Source organism: Pseudomonas macauensis, from assembly GCF_047902425.1.
Taxonomy (GTDB): Bacteria; Pseudomonadota; Gammaproteobacteria; order Pseudomonadales; family Pseudomonadaceae; genus Pseudomonas.
On record NZ_CP138377.1, the window covers coordinates 1,778,262 to 1,796,648 of the forward strand.

At 64.2% G+C, this 18,387-nt stretch carries 13 protein-coding genes; 10 read left to right on the forward strand and 3 right to left on the reverse strand.

The genetic code is table 11. The features are described 5' to 3' along the window. Window positions 1-46 precede the first annotated feature (46 nt). The gene (locus tag SD196_RS08515) at window positions 47-1,711 is read right to left on the reverse strand and encodes an MFS transporter (protein ID WP_331317164.1); all 1,665 of its coding nucleotides are present in this window, start codon (window positions 1,709-1,711) and stop codon (window positions 47-49) included. Between the two features lie 220 nt (window positions 1,712-1,931). On the opposite strand from SD196_RS08515, the gene SD196_RS08520 reads away from it, so the two are divergent. After that, window positions 1,932-3,239, forward strand: a complete 1,308-nt coding sequence (locus tag SD196_RS08520) for a phospholipase (RefSeq protein ID WP_343578006.1) — start codon at window positions 1,932-1,934, stop codon at window positions 3,237-3,239. 71 nt (window positions 3,240-3,310) lie between these two features. On the opposite strand, the gene SD196_RS08525 is transcribed toward SD196_RS08520, so the two are convergent. Both SD196_RS08525 and SD196_RS08530 read right to left on the reverse strand, forming a co-directional pair. Further along, entirely contained in the window at window positions 3,311-3,574 is a 264-nt protein-coding gene (locus tag SD196_RS08525) for a DUF2790 domain-containing protein (protein ID WP_275608008.1), read from the reverse strand. Between the two features lie 387 nt (window positions 3,575-3,961). Beyond that, window positions 3,962-6,109 carry an FUSC family protein gene (locus SD196_RS08530; RefSeq protein ID WP_343578005.1) on the reverse strand — a complete coding sequence of 716 codons (2,148 nt, stop codon included), beginning with the start codon at window positions 6,107-6,109 and terminating at the stop codon, window positions 3,962-3,964. 348 nt (window positions 6,110-6,457) lie between these two features. On the opposite strand from SD196_RS08530, the gene SD196_RS08535 reads away from it, so the two are divergent. The 9 genes from SD196_RS08535 (at window position 6,458) to SD196_RS08575 (ending at window position 18,086) form a co-directional block, all read left to right on the forward strand. Next, the gene (locus SD196_RS08535; protein ID WP_275608006.1) at window positions 6,458-7,405 is read left to right on the forward strand and encodes a LysR family transcriptional regulator; all 948 of its coding nucleotides are present in this window, start codon (window positions 6,458-6,460) and stop codon (window positions 7,403-7,405) included. A 150-nt stretch (window positions 7,406-7,555) separates the two neighbouring features. Next, complete coding sequence (gene acs, locus SD196_RS08540) at window positions 7,556-9,511, forward strand: acetate--CoA ligase (RefSeq protein ID WP_275608005.1); 1,956 nt, start codon at window positions 7,556-7,558, stop codon at window positions 9,509-9,511. Between the two features lie 1,114 nt (window positions 9,512-10,625). Further along, entirely contained in the window at window positions 10,626-11,405 is a 780-nt protein-coding gene (locus SD196_RS08545) for an ABC transporter substrate-binding protein (RefSeq protein WP_343578004.1), read from the forward strand. A 142-nt stretch (window positions 11,406-11,547) separates the two neighbouring features. After that, window positions 11,548-12,237 carry an ABC transporter permease gene (locus SD196_RS08550; RefSeq protein ID WP_152221871.1) on the forward strand — a complete coding sequence of 230 codons (690 nt, stop codon included), beginning with the start codon at window positions 11,548-11,550 and terminating at the stop codon, window positions 12,235-12,237. 16 nt (window positions 12,238-12,253) lie between these two features. Further along, window positions 12,254-12,952, forward strand: coding sequence for an ABC transporter permease (locus SD196_RS08555; protein ID WP_275608002.1), 699 nt, complete (start codon window positions 12,254-12,256; stop codon window positions 12,950-12,952). A 10-nt stretch (window positions 12,953-12,962) separates the two neighbouring features. Further along, window positions 12,963-14,075, forward strand: a complete 1,113-nt coding sequence (locus tag SD196_RS08560) for a succinylglutamate desuccinylase/aspartoacylase family protein (protein ID WP_343578003.1) — start codon at window positions 12,963-12,965, stop codon at window positions 14,073-14,075. 17 nt (window positions 14,076-14,092) lie between these two features. Then, window positions 14,093-14,857: an arginine/ornithine transport ATP-binding protein AotP gene (gene aotP / locus SD196_RS08565; RefSeq protein ID WP_243808793.1), complete on the forward strand. Its 765-nt coding sequence runs from the start codon at window positions 14,093-14,095 to the stop codon at window positions 14,855-14,857. Between the two features lie 38 nt (window positions 14,858-14,895). Continuing rightward, a complete protein-coding gene (argR, locus tag SD196_RS08570) occupies window positions 14,896-15,879 on the forward strand; it encodes a transcriptional regulator ArgR (RefSeq protein WP_343578002.1) in 984 nt (327 codons plus the stop codon). A 254-nt stretch (window positions 15,880-16,133) separates the two neighbouring features. Next, window positions 16,134-18,086 carry an acyltransferase family protein gene (locus tag SD196_RS08575; RefSeq protein WP_343578001.1) on the forward strand — a complete coding sequence of 651 codons (1,953 nt, stop codon included), beginning with the start codon at window positions 16,134-16,136 and terminating at the stop codon, window positions 18,084-18,086. Window positions 18,087-18,387 lie beyond the last annotated feature (301 nt).

Consider the following 18,387-nt stretch of genomic DNA (forward strand, 5'->3'; position numbering starts at 1 on the left):
CCTCAAACGCCTCCCTGACCGGGAGGCGTTTTTGTTTCTGCGCGGGCTAGCCCAGCGTCTCCGGCGGCGCCTCGTAGCTGCCGGACTCGTAGCTCACCCCGTGGCGGATCACCGGCGGCGCGTCGCCCGCGTGCAGGCTGGTGACGTTGTCGATGATGGTCTTGTCCTCGATGGTGAGACGGTCGAGCATTCGCAGGTGGCTGATCCAGTTGTCCACCAGGAACAGCTCCTGCCAGATTTCCGGGTTGCTCACATCGCGATACAGCGCCCAGCGCTCCGCGCCATTGCGCAGACGCAGGCGGCGTAGCGGCTTGGCGGCGCGGACGAAGTCGCGGGTGCGCTCGGCCGGGATGCGGTACTCGATGGAGACCAGCACCGAACCCCGCTCGGGGTTGAACACGAAGGTCGGCTGGCCCGGCATTCCGCTCGGCGCGCGAGCGATGTTGCTGGCGTCCAGCTCCGGCAGGCGCGAGTTGTACAGCACCGCCACCGACACCAGCAGCAGGCAGCCAGCGGCAATCAGCGCCCCTTGTACGCCCAGTGTCTCGGCGAAATGTCCCCAGAGGAACGAGCCCGCCGCGAGACCGCCATACAGCGCGGTCTGGTACAGCGCCAGCGCCCGCGCCTTGACCCAGTCGGGCACGAGGATCTGCACCGCGGAGTTGTAGGTCGCCACGGCGGCGATCCAGCAGGCGCCGCCAAGGATCAGCGCAGGGAAGATCACCCAGAGGTTGTCGATCCAGCCCAGGGTCAGCATCACCAGTGCCAGCGTGGCGGCGGAAAAACTGATCAGCCGGCTGCTGCCGAGCAGCAGCCGGGCCTTGCTCACCATGGTGCTGGCGACGATGGCTCCCAGGCCCAGGGCGCCGAGCATGTAGCCGTACACCGAGGCGTTGCCGTCTGGATTACGGTGTGCCAGTAGTGGCAGCAGTGCCCAGATGGCGCTGGCGGACAGGCCGAAGGCGAAGGAGCGCATCATCACCAGGCGGGTGACGCTGGAATACTGGGTGAAGCGCAGCGCGGCGATCACGCCCTCGAAGATGTGCTCCGGCGGCAGGGTGCGTTTGGGCACCTCGCGGCGCCATTGCCAGATCGCCCAGATCAGCGCGGCGTAGCAGATGCAGTTGAACAGGAACACCCACGACGGTCCGGTGGCCGACAGCAGCAGGCCGCCAATGGCCGGGCCGACGGCGCGGGCGACGTTGTAGTTGACGCTGTTGAGCAGCACCGCATCGCCCACCATGCGCGGCGGTACCTGCTCGTTCACCGCCGCCTGCCAGGCGGGGATGGTGATCGAGCTGCCCAGCGAGAGCCAGAGGATCGACACGATCAGCATCAGCGGATCGAGGTAGCCGAGGAACGCCAACAGCGTCACCAGCGCGGCGCCGGAGAGTTCGACCGAGAGCCCCACCAGCATGATCTTGCGGCGGTCGTGGTTGTCGGCCAGCACGCCGGACATGATCGACAGCAGCACCAGCGGCAGCGCCGAGGCCACCTGGATCATCGCCACCATCAAGGGGCTGGCATGAGCTTCCGTGACCACCCAGGCGGCCGCTACCGATTGCGCCCAGGTACCGAGGTTGGCGAACAGGTTGCAGATCCAGATGATGCGGAACGCGGCGATGCTGAAGGGGGCGAGGACGCCGCTGCGGGGTTCGGCTGGATCGGGTTTGAGGGGAAGGTCGTGCTTGGGTGAAACGGACTGCAGCATGGGAACGCCCTTATTTCGAGTGACCGGCCATCAGGCAGCGCCGGTGTCTTTCCATGCCGGGCAAGTGTAGTGGCTGAGGCGCTTCGCGCCATTGATGATGGTCAGCCGTGGCGTTATCGGTGACATACGCTGGCCAACTTCGACAGTGCCGTCGTGGCTCCGGATTGTTAGGCTGCGTCCGAATTTTTCTTCCGCATTGCCCAATAAGAGCGAAAAGCCGATGAAGCGACTCTCCACCTGTCTGCCCACCTGCCTGCTGGCCGGCCTGCTGGCGCTGCCGCAAAGCCTCTGGGCCTGGTCCAATCACACCCTGGGCAGCTACATCGCCCTGCAGCAACTGCCGGCGATCACCCAGGCGCCCGAGGTTGAGGTGGAGCCGCTGGAGAGCTTCATCAGCCAGCAACGGGCCGGCCTGGTGAAGCTGCTGGATGAGCAGGAAACCTATGCCCGCGAACATTTCCGCCAGTACCCGCCGCGCCCGGATGATCTGCGTCTGACCGAGGACGGCCGCGACGACCTGGGCAAAGCCTTCCTTATGGCGCTGCGCCTGAACCCGGAGATCAAGCTGGCCACCGCCGTGCAGCCGCCGCCGGGTGGCGAGCTGCCGGGCCATGTGGCGCTCAAACCGGCCGATGTGCTGGTGTTCCACAATCTGTCCGGCTGGAACCAGTGGCGCTTCGTGCAGTTGCAGGCGGGGGAGAAGATCCCCGCGCTGGACGTGCTGGCCAGCGCCGCCGACGAGCCGGACTTTGGTCACGACATCAACCTGTTCAGCGACAATCCTGGCGAAGTCGGCCAGCGCTACGGCTTCGGCCCGCAGCCGTTCGGCGACCCGCGCTACGAATTCAGCTCCCAGGCGCCGTTCCACATGGGCTTCTACCACGAGGACGCGATCATCTTCACCGGCGCGCCGTACCTGGAGCGCAACTGGCCGGAATGGCGCGCCTACCAGTTCTACGGCCTGGCGCGCTTCGCTTTCGACAAGGGCCATCCGTACTGGGGCTACCGCTTTCTCGGCTGGGCGATGCACTACATCCAGGACATGACCCAGCCGTACCACTCGACGCCGCTGCCGGGTGAAACCACCACCAGCATGCTGTGGACAGCGGGCAAGTCCATGGCCGGCTTCGATGCCGACAAGCAGGCGGCGATCCAGCGCGTGGCGGACCGGCATACGGGTGTTGAGCGTTATCAGGTGGACTGGCTGCGCGAGACGCTGCGCCAGGGCGGGCAGTCGCCGTTGCTGGCGGCCTATGCGGATGTCAGTACCGATGGAAGTTATCCACCGTACTCGACGGAGTATCTGCGCGAGGTGGTGGCGAGCGAGTCCCATGCCCATGCGGCGGCGTTCGACGCGGCCATTGGCCATTGGCTGGAGAGTGAAGAGAAGCCGGCGGGGGATTTCAGCGCGGGGAACTCACCGGCGCCGTTCCGCCACGATGAGGCGCTGGATGAGCAGATTCTGCAATTGATCCGGCATTTCGGCGCGCACAGTCGCAACATCGCGAAGGCGGCCCTGCAGCCGTAGTTTCCACGGCTGGAATCCAGGGCACTCCCGGCGCGGCGGCGTGGAGCCGCGCCGGGAATGCACAAGCCTGATCAGCCGCCGGAGCAGCCGTTGCCCCACACCTGGTATTCGACGGTGTGGCGCTGACCCTGGGAATCCTCGTAGGTCATGCGCGCCGGCACGATGCCGCACTGGCTGGACACGTCGGTGGTGGAGATCACATGGGCGACGTCCAGTTTCATGTCGTAGGTGTACTGCTCCACGGCCGCGCTTTGCGCCTGGTCGCCGGCATTCGCCTGCTCGGCCAGGGCGAGCGAGGAGAAGCCCAGCATGGCCAGGATGACTACAGCTTTCATGAATTTACCTGCCTTGTTCCCGCTGTCCGGACGTGACTCGTCCGTGACGCTGAGCCGGAGCTGCATCGGGAAGCGTTGGGGGATGATTACGGGTGTCGAGTGGTGTTGCGGCGCGCGCTGTAACAGCACGGAAATAATAGGATTTGCCTGACCTGAGTCATATATCCAGGTGCCAACAAGACTTCGTACTCAGAGGCAATAATCCAGGATTGACGCGGGTTGCAGGGCAGGTTCTGCGGTGGCTGGTCGCAGCTTGGTCCCGGGAGCGATGTGGCTGTCGGGTGCGTGGGAGCAACTGTCTTCTATGGTAATTCCGTGCCACTGAATTCCCCTCACCCCAGCCCTCTCCCAGAGGGAGAGGGGTAGGGGCTCGCGAACCCGCGTAACTCAATCGCGCAACGGCGACTGCGGATCGAGTAGCGAGGTGCGGATGAAGTGCAGGTAGCTGCACACCCGCCGCAGCGGCGAGGAGTCGAAGTGCGGCGGCCGGCGATCATCGGTGGAGCGGGTCGCGTGGATGGCGTGCTCAACCGCCGCCAGTGCACGCTGGCGATTGCTCTCGCTGGGCTGGATGAACAGCCGGATCAGCGCGCGGCCCAGGGCACGAATCGCCCGCCGCCAGGGCATGCGCTCGGCGTACCAGGGCTCCTTCGGCAATGCCTCCTGCTCACGGCGCAACTCGATGATCGACAGGCCGATCTCCTGCACCTGGAAAGTCCAGCGCAGCAGCCTGCGCTGCACATCCGGGCGGCCTGTGGATAACCCGTAGGCCTGGTTCAGCAGGTCGCGGGTGCCGCTCTCGAAGCCGGACGACAGGCCTTTCAGCGGATCGCTGATCACCCGCACCACGCGTAGGCGCAGCTCGGCTTCCAGGCGCTCCCACAGCCACGGCCGGTTCGGCGGCAGGATGACGATGGCCGCGACCACCGCCATGCCCATCGACAGCAGCATCGCCAGGTATTCGTTGATGAAGGTGTAGGCGTCGTAGCGGGCGACGTTCGCCGGCAGCGAGGCGATGCAGAACCACACCAGCAGGCCGACGCCATAGCCGCTCCACTTCGGCCGGGAGATGAGGAAGGCGCCGAGGGCGAACACCGGTGCGAGCACGAAGCACAGCAGCGGGAACCCGTCGATGTGCGGCAGCACGCGGAAGGTGATGATGAAGCCGAGCGTCGCGCCCAGCAGGGTGCCGAGGGTCAGTTGCAGTGACAGGCGCTTGGGGTTGGGCGAGGCGGAGGAGAGGGCGGCGATCAGTACCGAGGTGAGCGCGAAGGTGGCGCCGCTTAGCCAGGAGGTTTCGATCCAGAACACCCCGCCGACGATCACCAGCAGCGCGCAACGGAAACCCGCGACCGCAGCCGCCAGGGCGTTGGCCTTGGGCGTGAAGCGCTCCTTCCACTGCTCGCGCTCGTGCTTGTGGGCGGCCAGCGAGGCGTGGGTCTGGGCATAGTTGTGCATGTCGTCGGCGAAGCGGTAGAGCAGCTCGGCGGCGGTCTCGAAATCCAGCTGGTCGGCTTCCCGCGGGCAGGTGTGGCCGAGCGTGGCGCGGGCCTCGCGGATGCGCGGCATCAGGTGGTGCTTGCAGAGTTCCAGCTGCACGCTCAGGCGCTCGGCGTCCGCTTCGCTGAGTGGCCGGCCGTGCCAGCTGGCGAGCAGTTCGCTGACGTCGATCAGGCACGGCATCAGCACTTCCAGCACGTTGCTGGCCTGGCGCTCGCGCAGGCGTTCGAGCAGGCGCTGCAGGGCATGGAAGCGCGTGGTCAACTGCATGAACTCGCTGTTCAGCCGCGCCAGGCGGCCGCTGCGCAGGCGCATGTGCGGGTCCTCGAAGGCGGTGACGTTGCGCAGGCTTTCCAGGCCCACCACTTCGGCGGCAATGCGCGCGCTGGCCTGCTCGAAGCGTTCGCGCTCCAGCGTGCCATTGAGGCCGGCGCTGGCGAGCCCGGCGAAGTCGCCGAAACGGGTATTCAGCGCGTTGCGCAGGGCGGCGGTGCTGGTCTGCGGCAGTACGATGGCGCTGACCACGCCGGTGCAGAGAATCCCCAGGGTGATCTCCAGCACCCGCCACAGCGCCTGCATGAAGGCGCCCTCGGGGTGCAGGGTGGCGGGGATGCCGATCATCACTGCCGTGTAGCCGGCGAGGAGGCAGGCATAGGCGCGAAAATCCCGGTAGCGTGCGGCGCCCGCCGTGCACAGGCCGACCCAGATCGCCACGCAGAGCAGGAACAGCACGCGCTCCTGGGCGAACAGAGCGATGAAGGTGACCATCACCGTCAGCCCGGCGAGGGTGCCGAGGATGCGGTAGAAGCTCTTCGCCAGCACCTGGCCGCTTTGCGGCTGCAGCACGATGAAGGCGCTTACCAGCACGGTGTTGGGCTGCGGCAGCTCCAGGCGGTAGGCCAGCCACAGCGCGGTGAAGGCGGTGATCAGCGTCTTGAGGATGAACATCCAGGTGACGCCGTCGGTGTGCGCCCAGTCGGACAGGGCGAAGCGCAGCGCGGCAGCCTTGGGCAGGCGCACGGAGAGACTGCTCATCAGGCTTATCTCGGCAGGCGTTGTTCGGGGCGGATCGGGTTTTGATAACCCTGTAATTCGAAAGTGGAGCGAAGGGGTGGAAGCACGTTGCACGAAAGGCGGAGCACGGCTGCTTGTCCTGGGAGGTTGCGGGAGACCGCGTTGGGGACGGCGATTCTAGAAGTGCGCCAGGGGCAGGATAAGCTGACGGATGGGCGAATTATTGTTACCTGAAAGTACAATAATCCCCGCCCGGCACCTGTGCGACAATTCGCCGCCTGTCATGAATCTGTAACAAGGCGTTGCTCGGTCGAGCGCCGTTGCAGAGACCGCCCGCCGTGGCGTCTGACAGGCTCTTCAGGAGAAATGATGGACCTGCTGCACAACATGCGTGCTTTCGTCTGTGTCGCCGAGACCGGCAGCTTCACCGCCGCCGCCCAGCGCATGGACCTCACCACCGCGTACGTCTCGCGGACGGTGGCCAAACTCGAAGCGCACCTGCGCACCCGCCTGCTGCACCGCACCACCCGCCGCATCGCCCTCACCGAGGCCGGCCAGCGCTACCTGCAGCGCTGCCAGCAGATCCTCGGCTACATCGAGGAGGCCGAGGCCGAAGCCGGCGACGCCCACGCCCGGCCCCACGGCAAGGTGAAGGTGCATGCCATGACCGGCATCGGCCAGCACTACCTGATCCGCGCGATCTCGCAGTACTGCGAGATCTACCCGGAGGTCAGCTTCGACCTGACCCTGGCCAACCGCATCACCGACATCCTCGACGAGGGCTACGACATCTCCGTGGTCATCGCCCAGGAGCTGCCGGACTCGGGTTTCGTCTCCAAGCGCATCGGCAAGACCTACAGCGTGCTCTGCGCATCACCCGAGTACGTCGCGCGCCATGGCATGCCGCAGAAACTTGCGGAGCTGACCGAGCATCGCTGCCTGCGCCTGGTGAACTCGGTGATGTCCCTGGACAAGTGGCTGTTCGACGGCCCGGACGGCCAGGAGCTGGTCGGCGTCAACCACAGCCATTTCCAGGTCAACACCGCCGACGCCATGACCGAGGCGGTACGTGCCGGCATGGGCATCGGCGCGCTGCCGGTGTATTCCGCCGTGCAGGGCCTCAAGGACGGCAGCCTGGTGCGCGTGCTGCCGGACTACAGCCTGTTCCACCTCAACGTCTACGCGCTGTACCCGTCGCGCCAGTACCTCGATGCGAAGATCCGCACCTGGGTGGAGTTCCTCCGCGATTGCGTGCCCGGCATGCTCGAGGAGCACGAAAGGATGATGGTGCAGCACGGGCGTACTGCTTTGGTCTGATAGTCGCTTACGACCGCCAGAAGTCGCACTTATGGGGCCCATCAGTACGGGGTCCCGAGTGGTAAGACCATGGTCGAATGGCCCGGAGGAGTGTGTCGCCGTTACAACTGACGGCAACAAAAACAACACTCTTCACCGAGGTAGAACGCCATGACTGCGGCATCCGTGTACCCCGTGCGTCCCGAAGTGGCCGCGACCACTCTGACCGACGAGGCCACCTACAAGAAGCTGTACCAGCAGTCGGTGGTCAACCCCGACGGCTTCTGGCGCGAACAGGCCCAGCGCATCGACTGGATCAAGCCGTTCACCAAGGTCAAGCAAACCTCCTTCGACGACCACCACGTGGACATCAAGTGGTTCGCCGACGGCACCCTGAACCTCTCCTACAACTGCCTCGACCGCCACCTCGCTGAACGCGGCGACCAGGTCGCCATCATCTGGGAAGGCGACGATCCGGCGGATCACAAGGAAATCACCTACCGCGAACTGCACGAGCAGGTCTGCAAGTTCGCCAACGCCCTGCGCGGACAGGACGTGCACCGCGGCGACGTGGTGACCATCTACATGCCAATGATCCCGGAAGCCGTGGTTGCCATGCTGGCCTGCGCCCGTATTGGCGCGATCCACTCCGTGGTGTTCGGCGGCTTCTCTCCCGAAGCCCTGGCCGGCCGCATCATCGACTGCCGCTCCAAGGTGGTGATCACCGCCGACGAAGGCGTACGTGGCGGCAAGAAGACCCCGCTCAAAGCCAACGTCGACGACGCGCTGACCAACCCGGAAACCAGCAGCGTGCAGAAGATCATCGTCTGCAAGCGCACCGGTTCGAACATCAAGTGGAACCAGCACCGCGACGTGTGGTTCGAGGACCTGATGAAGGTCGCCGGCACCACCTGCGCGCCGAAGGAAATGGGGGCCGAGGACCCGCTGTTCATCCTCTACACCTCCGGCTCCACCGGCAAGCCCAAGGGCGTGCTGCACACCACCGGTGGCTACCTGGTCTACGCCTCGCTGACCCACGAGCGCGTGTTCGACTACCGCCCGGGCGAAGTCTTCTGGTGCACCGCCGACATCGGCTGGGTCACCGGTCACACCTACGTCGTCTACGGCCCGCTGGCCAACGGCGCGACCACCGTGCTGTTCGAAGGCGTGCCGAACTACCCGGACATCACCCGTGTCGCCAAGATCGTCGACAAGCACAAGGTCAACATCCTCTACACCGCGCCGACCGCCATCCGCGCCATGATGGCCGAGGGCAAGGCCGCGGTCGAAGGCGCCAATGGCTCCAGCCTGCGCCTGCTGGGTTCGGTGGGCGAGCCGATCAACCCGGAAGCCTGGCAGTGGTACTACGAGACCGTCGGCCAGTCGCGCTGCCCGATCGTCGACACCTGGTGGCAGACCGAAACCGGCGCCTGCCTGATGACTCCGCTGCCGGGTGCCCATGGCTTGAAGCCGGGCTCCGCCGCCAAGCCATTCTTCGGCGTGGTGCCGGCGCTGGTGGACAACCTGGGCAACATCCTGGAAGGGGCCACCGAGGGCAACCTGGTGATCCTGGATTCCTGGCCGGGCCAGGCGCGCACCCTGTACGGCGACCACGACCGCTACGTGGACACTTACTTCAAGACCTTCAAGGGTATGTACTTCACCGGCGACGGTGCCCGTCGCGATGAGGACGGCTACTACTGGATCACCGGTCGCGTGGACGACGTGCTGAACGTCTCTGGCCACCGCATGGGCACCGCCGAGATCGAGAGCGCCCTGGTTGCCCACCCGAAAGTGGCCGAGGCCGCTGTGGTTGGCGTGCCGCACGACATCAAGGGGCAGGGTATCTACGTCTACGTCACCCTGAATGCCGGTGAGGAGTCCAGCGAGCAGCTGCGCCAGGAACTGCGTGCCTGGGTGCGCAAGGAAATCGGCCCGATCGCCACCCCGGACGTGATCCAGTGGGCGCCCGGCTTGCCGAAGACCCGTTCGGGCAAGATCATGCGCCGTATCCTGCGCAAGATCGCCACCGCCGAGTACGATTCGCTGGGTGACATCTCCACCCTGGCTGATCCGGGTGTGGTGCAGCATCTGGTGGAGACGCACCAGTCCATGCGCGCGGCCTGATCCAGCGCTCGATGAAAAACGCCCCGCTTGTCGGGGCGTTTTTCTTTTCGGTTTTTTGATTTTCGTAGGAGCGAGCTTGCTCGCGAACCCTGCCTGACGCCGGCTTTGCCGGCGGATCGCGGACAGAGTCCGCTCCTACAGGCTGGGCTCGGTACAGCTCCTGTAGGAGCGGACTCCGTCCGCGATACTTTTTGTTCTTGTTTGGGTGTCCATGCGCCGCTTCGGTGTGTGCTGGGGCTTTTTGTTTCGCCCCCTCGGGCGAGTCCCTTTTGGGGCCCAAAAGGAACCAAAAAGCCTCGCCCCTGCATCCGGTTTTTCGCTTAGGCGAAAAATGCCCTCGCTCCATCGAAGTTTCAGGGGCACGCGTCGTCGGGCCATCCATGGCCCGACGACGCTCTCGCGGCATCCATGCCGCTCAACCCCTGGAACTCCGATTCCACTCGGCCTCCTGAAGGGGCGCTCCGGCGTGTGCGGATGTTTCTCTGGAAACCTTTGAGGGCCAAAGCCAAAGCCAAAACCAAAGCAGAAGCTGCGCTCCCGTAGGAGCGGACCTTGTCCGCGAAGTCCCTCGCGGATGAATCCATTTCCACAAGGGGGCGCCGGTGCTTTGCGCTTGCGTAGGCGTGGGCTCTGTCCGCGATGAAGCCGTGCGGGTCGCGAGCAAGCTCGCTCCTACAGTGTGCGTCGTGCTCTCCGGTAACATTTTCGCGCAGCAAATTGAGGCGTCAGGAAACAATTCGCACAGCCTTGGTGCGCATTTTTTGTCGACTTCGAGTGGGCTAATATTCCGGAGCCCGCATGAATAGTGAGTCGTTAAATTTTTGGCCTGATAACTGCAAGTAAAATTGGTTTTACTACTCGCTTCCGGATCACTTAATATCCGCGCCGTCAAGCCGCAGGGGCTCTGTCTCCAGCGCTTCTATAATTACTTGTCGCATTGAAGAAATAACCGCTCAGGGGCTGTCGCTAGAATGCCGCTCACCCCAGTAGGCGCGCTTTTCACAAGAATCGCGCCGGCAATGCGCAGACGAACAATAACCTTCACTTCTGCCGGGCAGCCTGGGCCAACCCCTTTCTCCTGCCAATCGAAGTCTTACCCTCGAAGGAGTTACTGATGAAGAAGTTTGCACTTCTCGGCGCGCTGGCCCTGTCCGCGCTTTCCCTGGTTGCCCACGCTGACGACAAGCCTGTCCGCATCGGCATCGAAGCCGGTTACCCGCCGTTCTCCTTCAAGACGCCCGATGGCAAGCTCGCCGGTTTCGACGTGGATATCGGCAACGCGCTGTGCGAAGAGATGAAGGTCAAGTGCACCTGGGTCGAGCAGGAGTTCGACGGCCTGATCCCGGCACTGAAGGTCCGCAAGATCGACGCCATCCTCTCGTCCATGACCATCACCGACGAGCGCAAGAAGTCCGTCGACTTCACCAACAAGTACTACCACACCCCCGCGCGCTTCGTGATGAAGGAAGGCGTGACCCTGAACGATCCGCTGGTGGACCTGAAGGGCAAGAAGGTCGGCGTGCTGCGCGCTTCGACCCATGACCGCTACGCTACTGATGTCCTGGCCCCGGCCGGCATCGAAGTCGTGCGTTACAACTCCCAGAACGAAGCCAACATGGACCTGGTCTCCGGCCGCATCGACGCGACCATGGCCGACTCGGTCAACCTCGACGACGGTTTCCTCAAGACCGACGCCGGCAAGGGCTACGCCTTCGTAGGCCCGGAATACAACGATCCGAAGTACTTCGGTGGTGGCGCCGGCATCGCCGTGCGCAAGGGTGATACCGCCCTGGCCGAGAAATTCAACGCGGCCATCGCCGGCATCCGTGCCAACGGCAAGTACAAGCAAGTACAGGACAAGTACTTCAAGTTCGACGTCTACGGCGGGAACTGATCAACGTCCACGAAAGTGGCGCAAACCCGGGTCCTTTCCTGAAGTTTGTGCCACTTTTTTATTGGGTGTGATCCCGCGTCGGGTGATCGCCCTGCAGCGTCCGTGCGGTTGCGGACGGCGTCCGGTCTAGAGGTACGAAACTATGTTCAATGGCTACGGAGCTACCATCGTCGATGGTGCCTGGCTGACGCTTCAGCTGTCGTTGCTATCGATGGCCCTGGCGATCGCGCTGGGACTGCTCGGTGCCGCCATCCGCCTGTCGCCGGTAAAGTGGCTGGCCTGGTGCGGCGACCTCTATGCCACCGTGATCCGCGGCGTACCGGACCTGGTGCTGATCCTGCTGATCTTCTACGGCGGCCAGGCAGCGGTGAACTGGGTTGCGCCCATGGTCGGCTATGAGGACTACATCGACCTCAATCCCTTCGCCTCCGGCGTCGGCACCCTGGGCTTCATCTTCGGCGCCTACCTCTCCGAGACCTTCCGTGGCGCCTTCATGGCCATCCCGAAAGGGCAGGGCGAGGCTGGCTTCGCCTACGGCATGAGCCCGCTGCAGGTGTTCTTCCGCATCCAGGTGCCGCAGATGATCCGCCTGGCCATCCCCGGCTTCACCAACAACTGGCTGGTGCTGGTCAAGGCCACCGCGCTGATCTCGGTGGTCGGCCTGCAGGACATGATGTTCAAGGCTAAGCAGGCCTCGGATGCCACCCGCGAACCCTTCACCTATTTCCTCGCCGTGGCGGCGCTGTACCTGGTGGTCACCACCGTCTCCCTGGTACTGCTGCGCATGCTCGAACGCCGCTATTCGGTCGGCGTGAAAGTCGCCGAGCTTTGAGTCAGAGGACGCTATCGTGATATTCGACTTCTCCGTCATCTGGGACAGCCTGCCGCTCTACTTCAGCGGCCTGCTGGTAACCCTCAAGCTGCTGGCGATCTCCCTGTTCTTCGGCCTGGTAGCGGCGGTGCCGCTGGCATTGATGCGCTGCTCGAAGAACCCGGCGGTGAACCTGCCGGCCTGGCTGTATACCTACGTGATCCGCGGCACCCCGATGCTGGTGCAGCTGTTCCTCATCTACTACGGCCTGGCGCAGTTCGAGTTCGTGCGTGAAAGCGCGATGTGGCCGCTGCTGTCCAACGCGACCTTCTGCGCTTGCGCGGCCTTCGCCATCAACACCAGTGCCTACACTGCCGAGATCCTCGCCGGCAGCATCCGCGCCACCCCGCATGGCGAGATCGAAGCGGCCAAGGCCATGGGCATGTCGCGGATCAAGATGTACCGCCGCATCCTGCTGCCCTCGGCGCTGCGCCGCGCGCTGCCGCAGTACAGTAACGAAGTGATCATGATGCTGCAGACCACCAGCCTGGCGTCCATCGTCACCCTGGTGGACATCACTGGCGCCGCGCGCACCGTGTACTCGCAGTATTACCTGCCGTTCGAGGCGTTCATCACCGCCGGCATCTTCTACCTGATCATGACCTTCACCCTGGTGCGCCTGTTCAAGGCCGCCGAGCGCCGCTGGCTGGCCTATCTCGCGCCGCGCAAGCACTGAGGAGTCGACTGTGGAACGTATCGATCATCTGTTGCCGTGGAGCAGCCTGGGTAGCGAGCGCCGCCTGAGCGTGTTCCGCTACGGCAAGGGCTCGCGCAAGGTCTACATCCAGTCCAGCCTGCACGCCGACGAGCTGCCGGGCATGCGCACCGCCTGGGAGCTCAAGCAGCGCCTGGCCGACCTCGAGTCGCGCGGGCAGCTCAAGTGCCTCGTCGAACTGGTGCCGGTGGCCAACCCCATCGGCCTCGGGCAGACCCTGCAGGCCAGCCACCTGGGGCGTTTCGAATTCGGCAGCGGGAAGAACTTCAACCGTGATTTCGTCGAGCTGTCGGCACTGGTCGCCGAGCGTGTCGGCAGCCAACTGGGTGTCGATGAGGCCGCGAATGTCGAACTGATCCGCCAGGCCATGCGTGACGGCCTCGATGCGCTGCCGCCGGCCTCGTCCGAGTTGCAGGGCATGCAGCGCATCCTGCTGCGTCACGCCTGTGATGCCGAGGTGGTGCTCGACCTGCACTGCGACTTCGATGCCGCCATCCATGTCTACGCGATTCCGCAGCACTGGCCGCGCTGGAAATCCCTCGCCGCACGCCTGAAGGCCGGCGTTGCGCTGCTCGCCGAAGATTCCGGCGGCAGCTCTTTCGACGAGTCCTGCTCGCTGCCCTGGCTGCGCCTGTCGCAGGCCTTCCCGAAGGCAGCGATTCCGTTGGCCTGTCTGGCAACCACCGTCGAACTGGGCGGCGTGGGCGATACCCGCGTCGACCAGGCGCAGGCCAATGCCGAAGCGATCCTTGGCTTCCTCGCCGAGCAAGGCCTGATCGACGGCGACTGGCCGGTGGCTCCGGCCGAATGCTGCGAGGGCATGCCCTTCGAAGGCACCGAATACCTCCATGCACCCCACGCCGGTGTCGTGAGCTTCCTGCGTAAGGCGGGGGAGTGGGTGGAGAAGGGCGACGCGCTGTTCGAGGTGGTCGACCCGCTGAGCGACAAGGTCAGCACCGTTTGCGCCGGGACTTCCGGCGTGCTGTTCGCCATCGAGCGTGGGCGCTATGCCCAGCCAGGGCTTTGGCTGGCCAAGGTGGCCGGGCGTGAGCCGTTCCGCAAGGGCCGGCTGATCAACGACTGAATTCGAGAACCGACACCATGTACAAACTGGAAATCCAGGACCTGCACAAGCGCTACGGCAACCACGAGGTGCTCAAGGGCGTCTCCCTGGCGGCGAAGGCGGGCGACGTGATCAGCATCATCGGCTCCTCCGGCTCGGGTAAGAGTACTTTCCTGCGCTGCATCAACCTGCTGGAACAGCCCCACGCCGGCAAGATCCTGCTCAACGGCGAAGAGCTCAAGCTCACCCCGAACAAGGACGGCGCACTCAAGGCGGCCGACGCCAAGCAGCTGCAGCGCATGCGCTCGCGTCTGTCGATGGTGTTCCAACACTTCAACCTGTGGTCGCACATGAGCGCCCTGGAAAACGTCATCGAGGCGCCGGTCCACGTACTGGGCGTGTCGAAGAAAGAGGCGCTGGAAAAGGCCGAGCACTACCTGGCGAAAGTCGGCGTGGCGCACCGCAAGGATGCCTACCCCGCGCACATGTCCGGCGGTGAGCAGCAGCGCGTGGCCATCGCCCGTGCCCTGGCGGTCGAGCCGGAAGTCATGCTGTTCGACGAACCGACCTCGGCGCTCGACCCCGAGCTGGTCGGCGAAGTGCTGCGCGTGATGCAGGATCTGGCCCAGGAAGGCCGCACCATGGTGGTGGTGACCCATGAGATGGGCTTCGCCCGCGAGGTCTCCAACCAGCTGGTGTTCCTGCACAAGGGCCTGGTGGAAGAGGCGGGCTGTCCGAAGGAAGTTCTGGCCAATCCGCAATCGGATCGCCTGAAGCAGTTCCTTTCCGGCAGCTTGAAGTAAGCTGTCTGTCATCCCGTGTCGCCTGGTGACCTCGTCGCATGACCGCACAACGCATCGGATTCCTCCTCTGGCCGCACACTCGTGCGCTGACCCTGGCGCTGGCCGAGGAGGCCCTGCGGGTCGCCCGCCGGCTGCATCCGGAGGCGCTCTACGATCCGGTGTTCATGAGTGCGGAAGCGGTCGCCGAGGCCGATGGCTGGCGCCTGCCGGGGCAGCCTTGGAATGGCGCGCTGGAGCAGTGCCAGCGCATCTTCCTGGTCGCCGACGAGGTTCCCCTGCCGGTCTCCGCACCGCTGGCCGCTGCGCTCAAGCAGCTGTCGCGCAGCGGCGTGAGCATTGGTGCGCTGTCCGCCGGCATCTACCCGCTGGCGCAGCTGGGCCTGCTCGACGGCTACCGTGCCGCCGTGCACTGGCGCTGGCATGACGACTTCACCGAGCGTTACCCCAAGGTCATTGCCACTAACCACCTGTTCGAGTGGGACCGCGACCGCCTCAGCGCCTGTGGCGGCATGGCTGTGCTCGACCTGTTGCTGGCCGTGCTTTCCCGCGACCACGGTGCGGAACTGGCGGGTGCGGTATCCGAAGAGCTGGTGGTGGAGCGCATCCGCGAAGGTTCCGAACGCCAGCGCATCCCGCTGAAGAACCGCCTCGGTTCCAGCCACCCGAAGCTCACCCAGGCGGTGCTGCTGATGGAAGCGAACATCGAGGAGCCGCTGACCACCGACGAAATCGCTCAGCACGTGTGCGTCTCGCGCCGTCAGTTGGAGCGCATCTTCAAACAGTACCTGACCCGCGTGCCCAGCCAGTACTACCTGGAACTGCGCCTGAACCGCGCGCGGCAGATGCTGATGCAGACCAGCAAGTCGATCATCCAGATCGGTCTGTCCTGCGGCTTCTCCAGCGGCCCGCATTTCTCCAGTGCCTACCGCAACTTCTTCGGCGTGACCCCGCGCGAAGACCGCAACCAGCGCCGCGGCCAGAGCGTCGCGGAGGCTACGCCGGTAGTCGCTGAGCGCGGCTGAATTAGCGGTAGCCATCACGTTTGGGCTGCCGATTCGCTTCATGGGCATTTAATGTCTTGCCTTCTCCACTTACCATCGCTCCCAGGCTCGCCTTGGCGGAGCCGCAAGCTGTCGTCCTGACGACCCTATGCGGGAGTCTTGCAGGGTGGCTCCATCTATTGCCCACAAAATGGCCGTAGTCAGGCTCTGCGAACCTTGCCGGTTCCGAGCAGAGGACGCTGAAACGGCGATGGTGGCTGTTTGTCGAGGGATCGATGAAAAGCGGTATTGCATATCGGCCGGATATCGAGGGGTTGCGGGCAGTCGCCATTCTTCTGGTGGTGGCAGCGCATGCGGGAATCCCCGGGCTCCAGGGGGGCTTCGTCGGGGTTGATGTCTTTTTCGTACTATCCGGTTATCTGATCAGCGGGCTGCTCATCAGCGAGATCCATCAAGCCGGCCGACTGGATATCGTCGCCTTCTACGTGCGGCGGATGCGGCGACTGGGGCCGGCGCTGCTGCTCATGCTGCTGGTGATCAGTCTGCTGGCGGTCGTCCTTCTACCGGCGCCCCGACAGCTGGTTCAAACCTACGCTGCAACCAGTGCGGCGTTGTGGGTCAGCAACTTCTATTTTGCCTTCGCCGACATCGACTATTTCTCCGCATCCGCGGTTGAAAATCTGTTCCTGCACACCTGGTCATTGGGCGTCGAGGAGCAGTTCTATCTGATCTGGCCGATGCTTCTGCTGGCTTTGCTGGGGCGGCGAGGGGCGGGTGTCGGGAAGAGGGTGACGGCCCAGGCCGCTATGCTGGTCATTGCAGTGGCGAGCCTCGTCGGTTGTGTTCTGCTCAGCCAGGCTGCACCGAAGCTCGGTTTCTACATGATGCCGGCCAGAATCTGGCAGTTCGCCTTGGGCGCGCTGGCCTGGATCATGGTGGACAGGATTCAGGGCCTGGGGCGTTCCGCCAGTGTGCCGCCGGCGGTCTTGCTGCTGGGCGGTTGGGGTGGACTTGCCGCGATCATCGGTGCCGCCACGCTGCTGAATGAAAATATGCCGTACCCAGGCTGGCGCGCACTGATCCCTTCTCTGGGGGCGGCGGCGTGCATTGCCTCGGGGGCGCTGACGACCCGCGCGGGTTCGGCGGGCCGAGCACTGGCGGTAGCACCTTTGCAATACCTGGGCAAAGTTTCCTACTCCTGGTACCTCTGGCATTGGCCATTGCTGGTATTGGGCGGTCTGATCATCACCGAGTACAGCCTGGGCATGCGTCTGGGGGTGGTGGTCTTGTCGCTGCTGGTTGCCATGAGTTCCTATCATCTGCTCGAGTCACCGTTGCGCCAGCGCGCCTTTTGGCTGATCCGGCCGGCCAGGTCGTTGCAATTGTCGTTTCTTCTCGTCGCAGCGGTAGCAGCGTTGGGCCCGCAGTGGCGCGCCAGCGTGAAAGCTGACCTGCAGCTGCCGGAACAGGTACGCAAGAATCAGGCGAGAACGGACGTGCCGGAGGTGTACTACATGGGCTGCGATGACTGGTACCGCTCCGCCGCACTGAAAGAGTGCTCCTACGGCAAGCCCGACGCCCCACACGTGGCAGTGATAATTGGTGACAGCATTGGCGCGCAATGGGTGCCAGCGATCCAGAAGATCTACAATCGCCCCGACTGGCGGGTGGTCATCTACACCAAGTCATCCTGTCCGATCGTCGATAAGCCGATTTTCTACGCCCGTATCGGTCGGGAGTTTTCCGAGTGCGCGACGTGGCGTCGATCTGTTCTGGAGCGTTTGGAAAACATGCAGCCGGATATTGTCTTCCTCGGGTCGGCTGCCAGTTACGAACTCAGTGAGGCGGATTGGTCCGAAGGGTTGGCGTCCGTCTGGGCGCGCGTCAGTCGTGTGGCCAGGCAGGTGCGAGTCATGCGTGCCACCCCGATACTGCCCTTCAACGGCCCTGACTGCCTCGATACGCCGCGTGCGGTGAAATGGCTGAAGGGGGGCAGCAACTGTGCGGCGCCAGCAGACAATGTGGCCGGCGATCAGTTGTATGGCATCCAGCAGCGCGTGGTCCGGCAATTCGCCAACGTCCAGTTGGTCGATCTGAACGACGTTGTCTGTCCTGGTAAAGAGTGCCAGGCCGAGCGGGATGGAATGGTTATTTTCCGGGACAACCAGCACCTGACCGCGAGCTATGTCGAATCTCTGAGCCCGCAACTGGAACAGCGCGTCCGCTGAGTACCGATCATCGCGGATTCCTGAAATGAAGAAACGGCGCCCTGGCGCCGTTTTTTCTTCCCGGTGCGCAATGGCTGGCCCGCCTGCGGATCGATCGTTCGCATCGGTGAGCTGCAATGGTGCTGGAGAGGTGCGCAGCAGAGCCTTTTATGCCCAGTCGCTCCCGGAGAGGCGCAGGATCTGTTTCGTGGTGCCGGGGATTGTTTCTCTGCAAGGGTTTCTTCGGCGGTTTCTGCGTTTACACTGCGCCTTCCCGACGCTTTCTGTCGCATTTCCGTAAAGCTCGGCAATCCGTGGGTTG

What these genes read in the sequence shown, in the direction of transcription:
- acs (WP_275608005.1), top strand. Translation starts at nt 7,556, where the DNA reads ATGACTGCGGCATCCGTGTACCCCGTGCGTCCCGAAGTGGCCGCGACC.
- SD196_RS08525 (WP_275608008.1), bottom strand. Translation starts at nt 3,574, where the DNA reads ATGAAAGCTGTAGTCATCCTGGCCATGCTGGGCTTCTCCTCGCTCGCC.
- aotP (WP_243808793.1), top strand. Translation starts at nt 14,093, where the DNA reads ATGTACAAACTGGAAATCCAGGACCTGCACAAGCGCTACGGCAACCAC.
- SD196_RS08550 (WP_152221871.1), top strand. Translation starts at nt 11,548, where the DNA reads ATGTTCAATGGCTACGGAGCTACCATCGTCGATGGTGCCTGGCTGACG.
- SD196_RS08530 (WP_343578005.1), bottom strand. Translation starts at nt 6,109, where the DNA reads ATGAGCAGTCTCTCCGTGCGCCTGCCCAAGGCTGCCGCGCTGCGCTTC.
- SD196_RS08515 (WP_331317164.1), bottom strand. Translation starts at nt 1,711, where the DNA reads ATGCTGCAGTCCGTTTCACCCAAGCACGACCTTCCCCTCAAACCCGAT.
- argR (WP_343578002.1), top strand. Translation starts at nt 14,896, where the DNA reads ATGACCGCACAACGCATCGGATTCCTCCTCTGGCCGCACACTCGTGCG.
- SD196_RS08545 (WP_343578004.1), top strand. Translation starts at nt 10,626, where the DNA reads ATGAAGAAGTTTGCACTTCTCGGCGCGCTGGCCCTGTCCGCGCTTTCC.
- SD196_RS08575 (WP_343578001.1), top strand. Translation starts at nt 16,134, where the DNA reads ATGAAAAGCGGTATTGCATATCGGCCGGATATCGAGGGGTTGCGGGCA.
- SD196_RS08535 (WP_275608006.1), top strand. Translation starts at nt 6,458, where the DNA reads ATGGACCTGCTGCACAACATGCGTGCTTTCGTCTGTGTCGCCGAGACC.
- SD196_RS08520 (WP_343578006.1), top strand. Translation starts at nt 1,932, where the DNA reads ATGAAGCGACTCTCCACCTGTCTGCCCACCTGCCTGCTGGCCGGCCTG.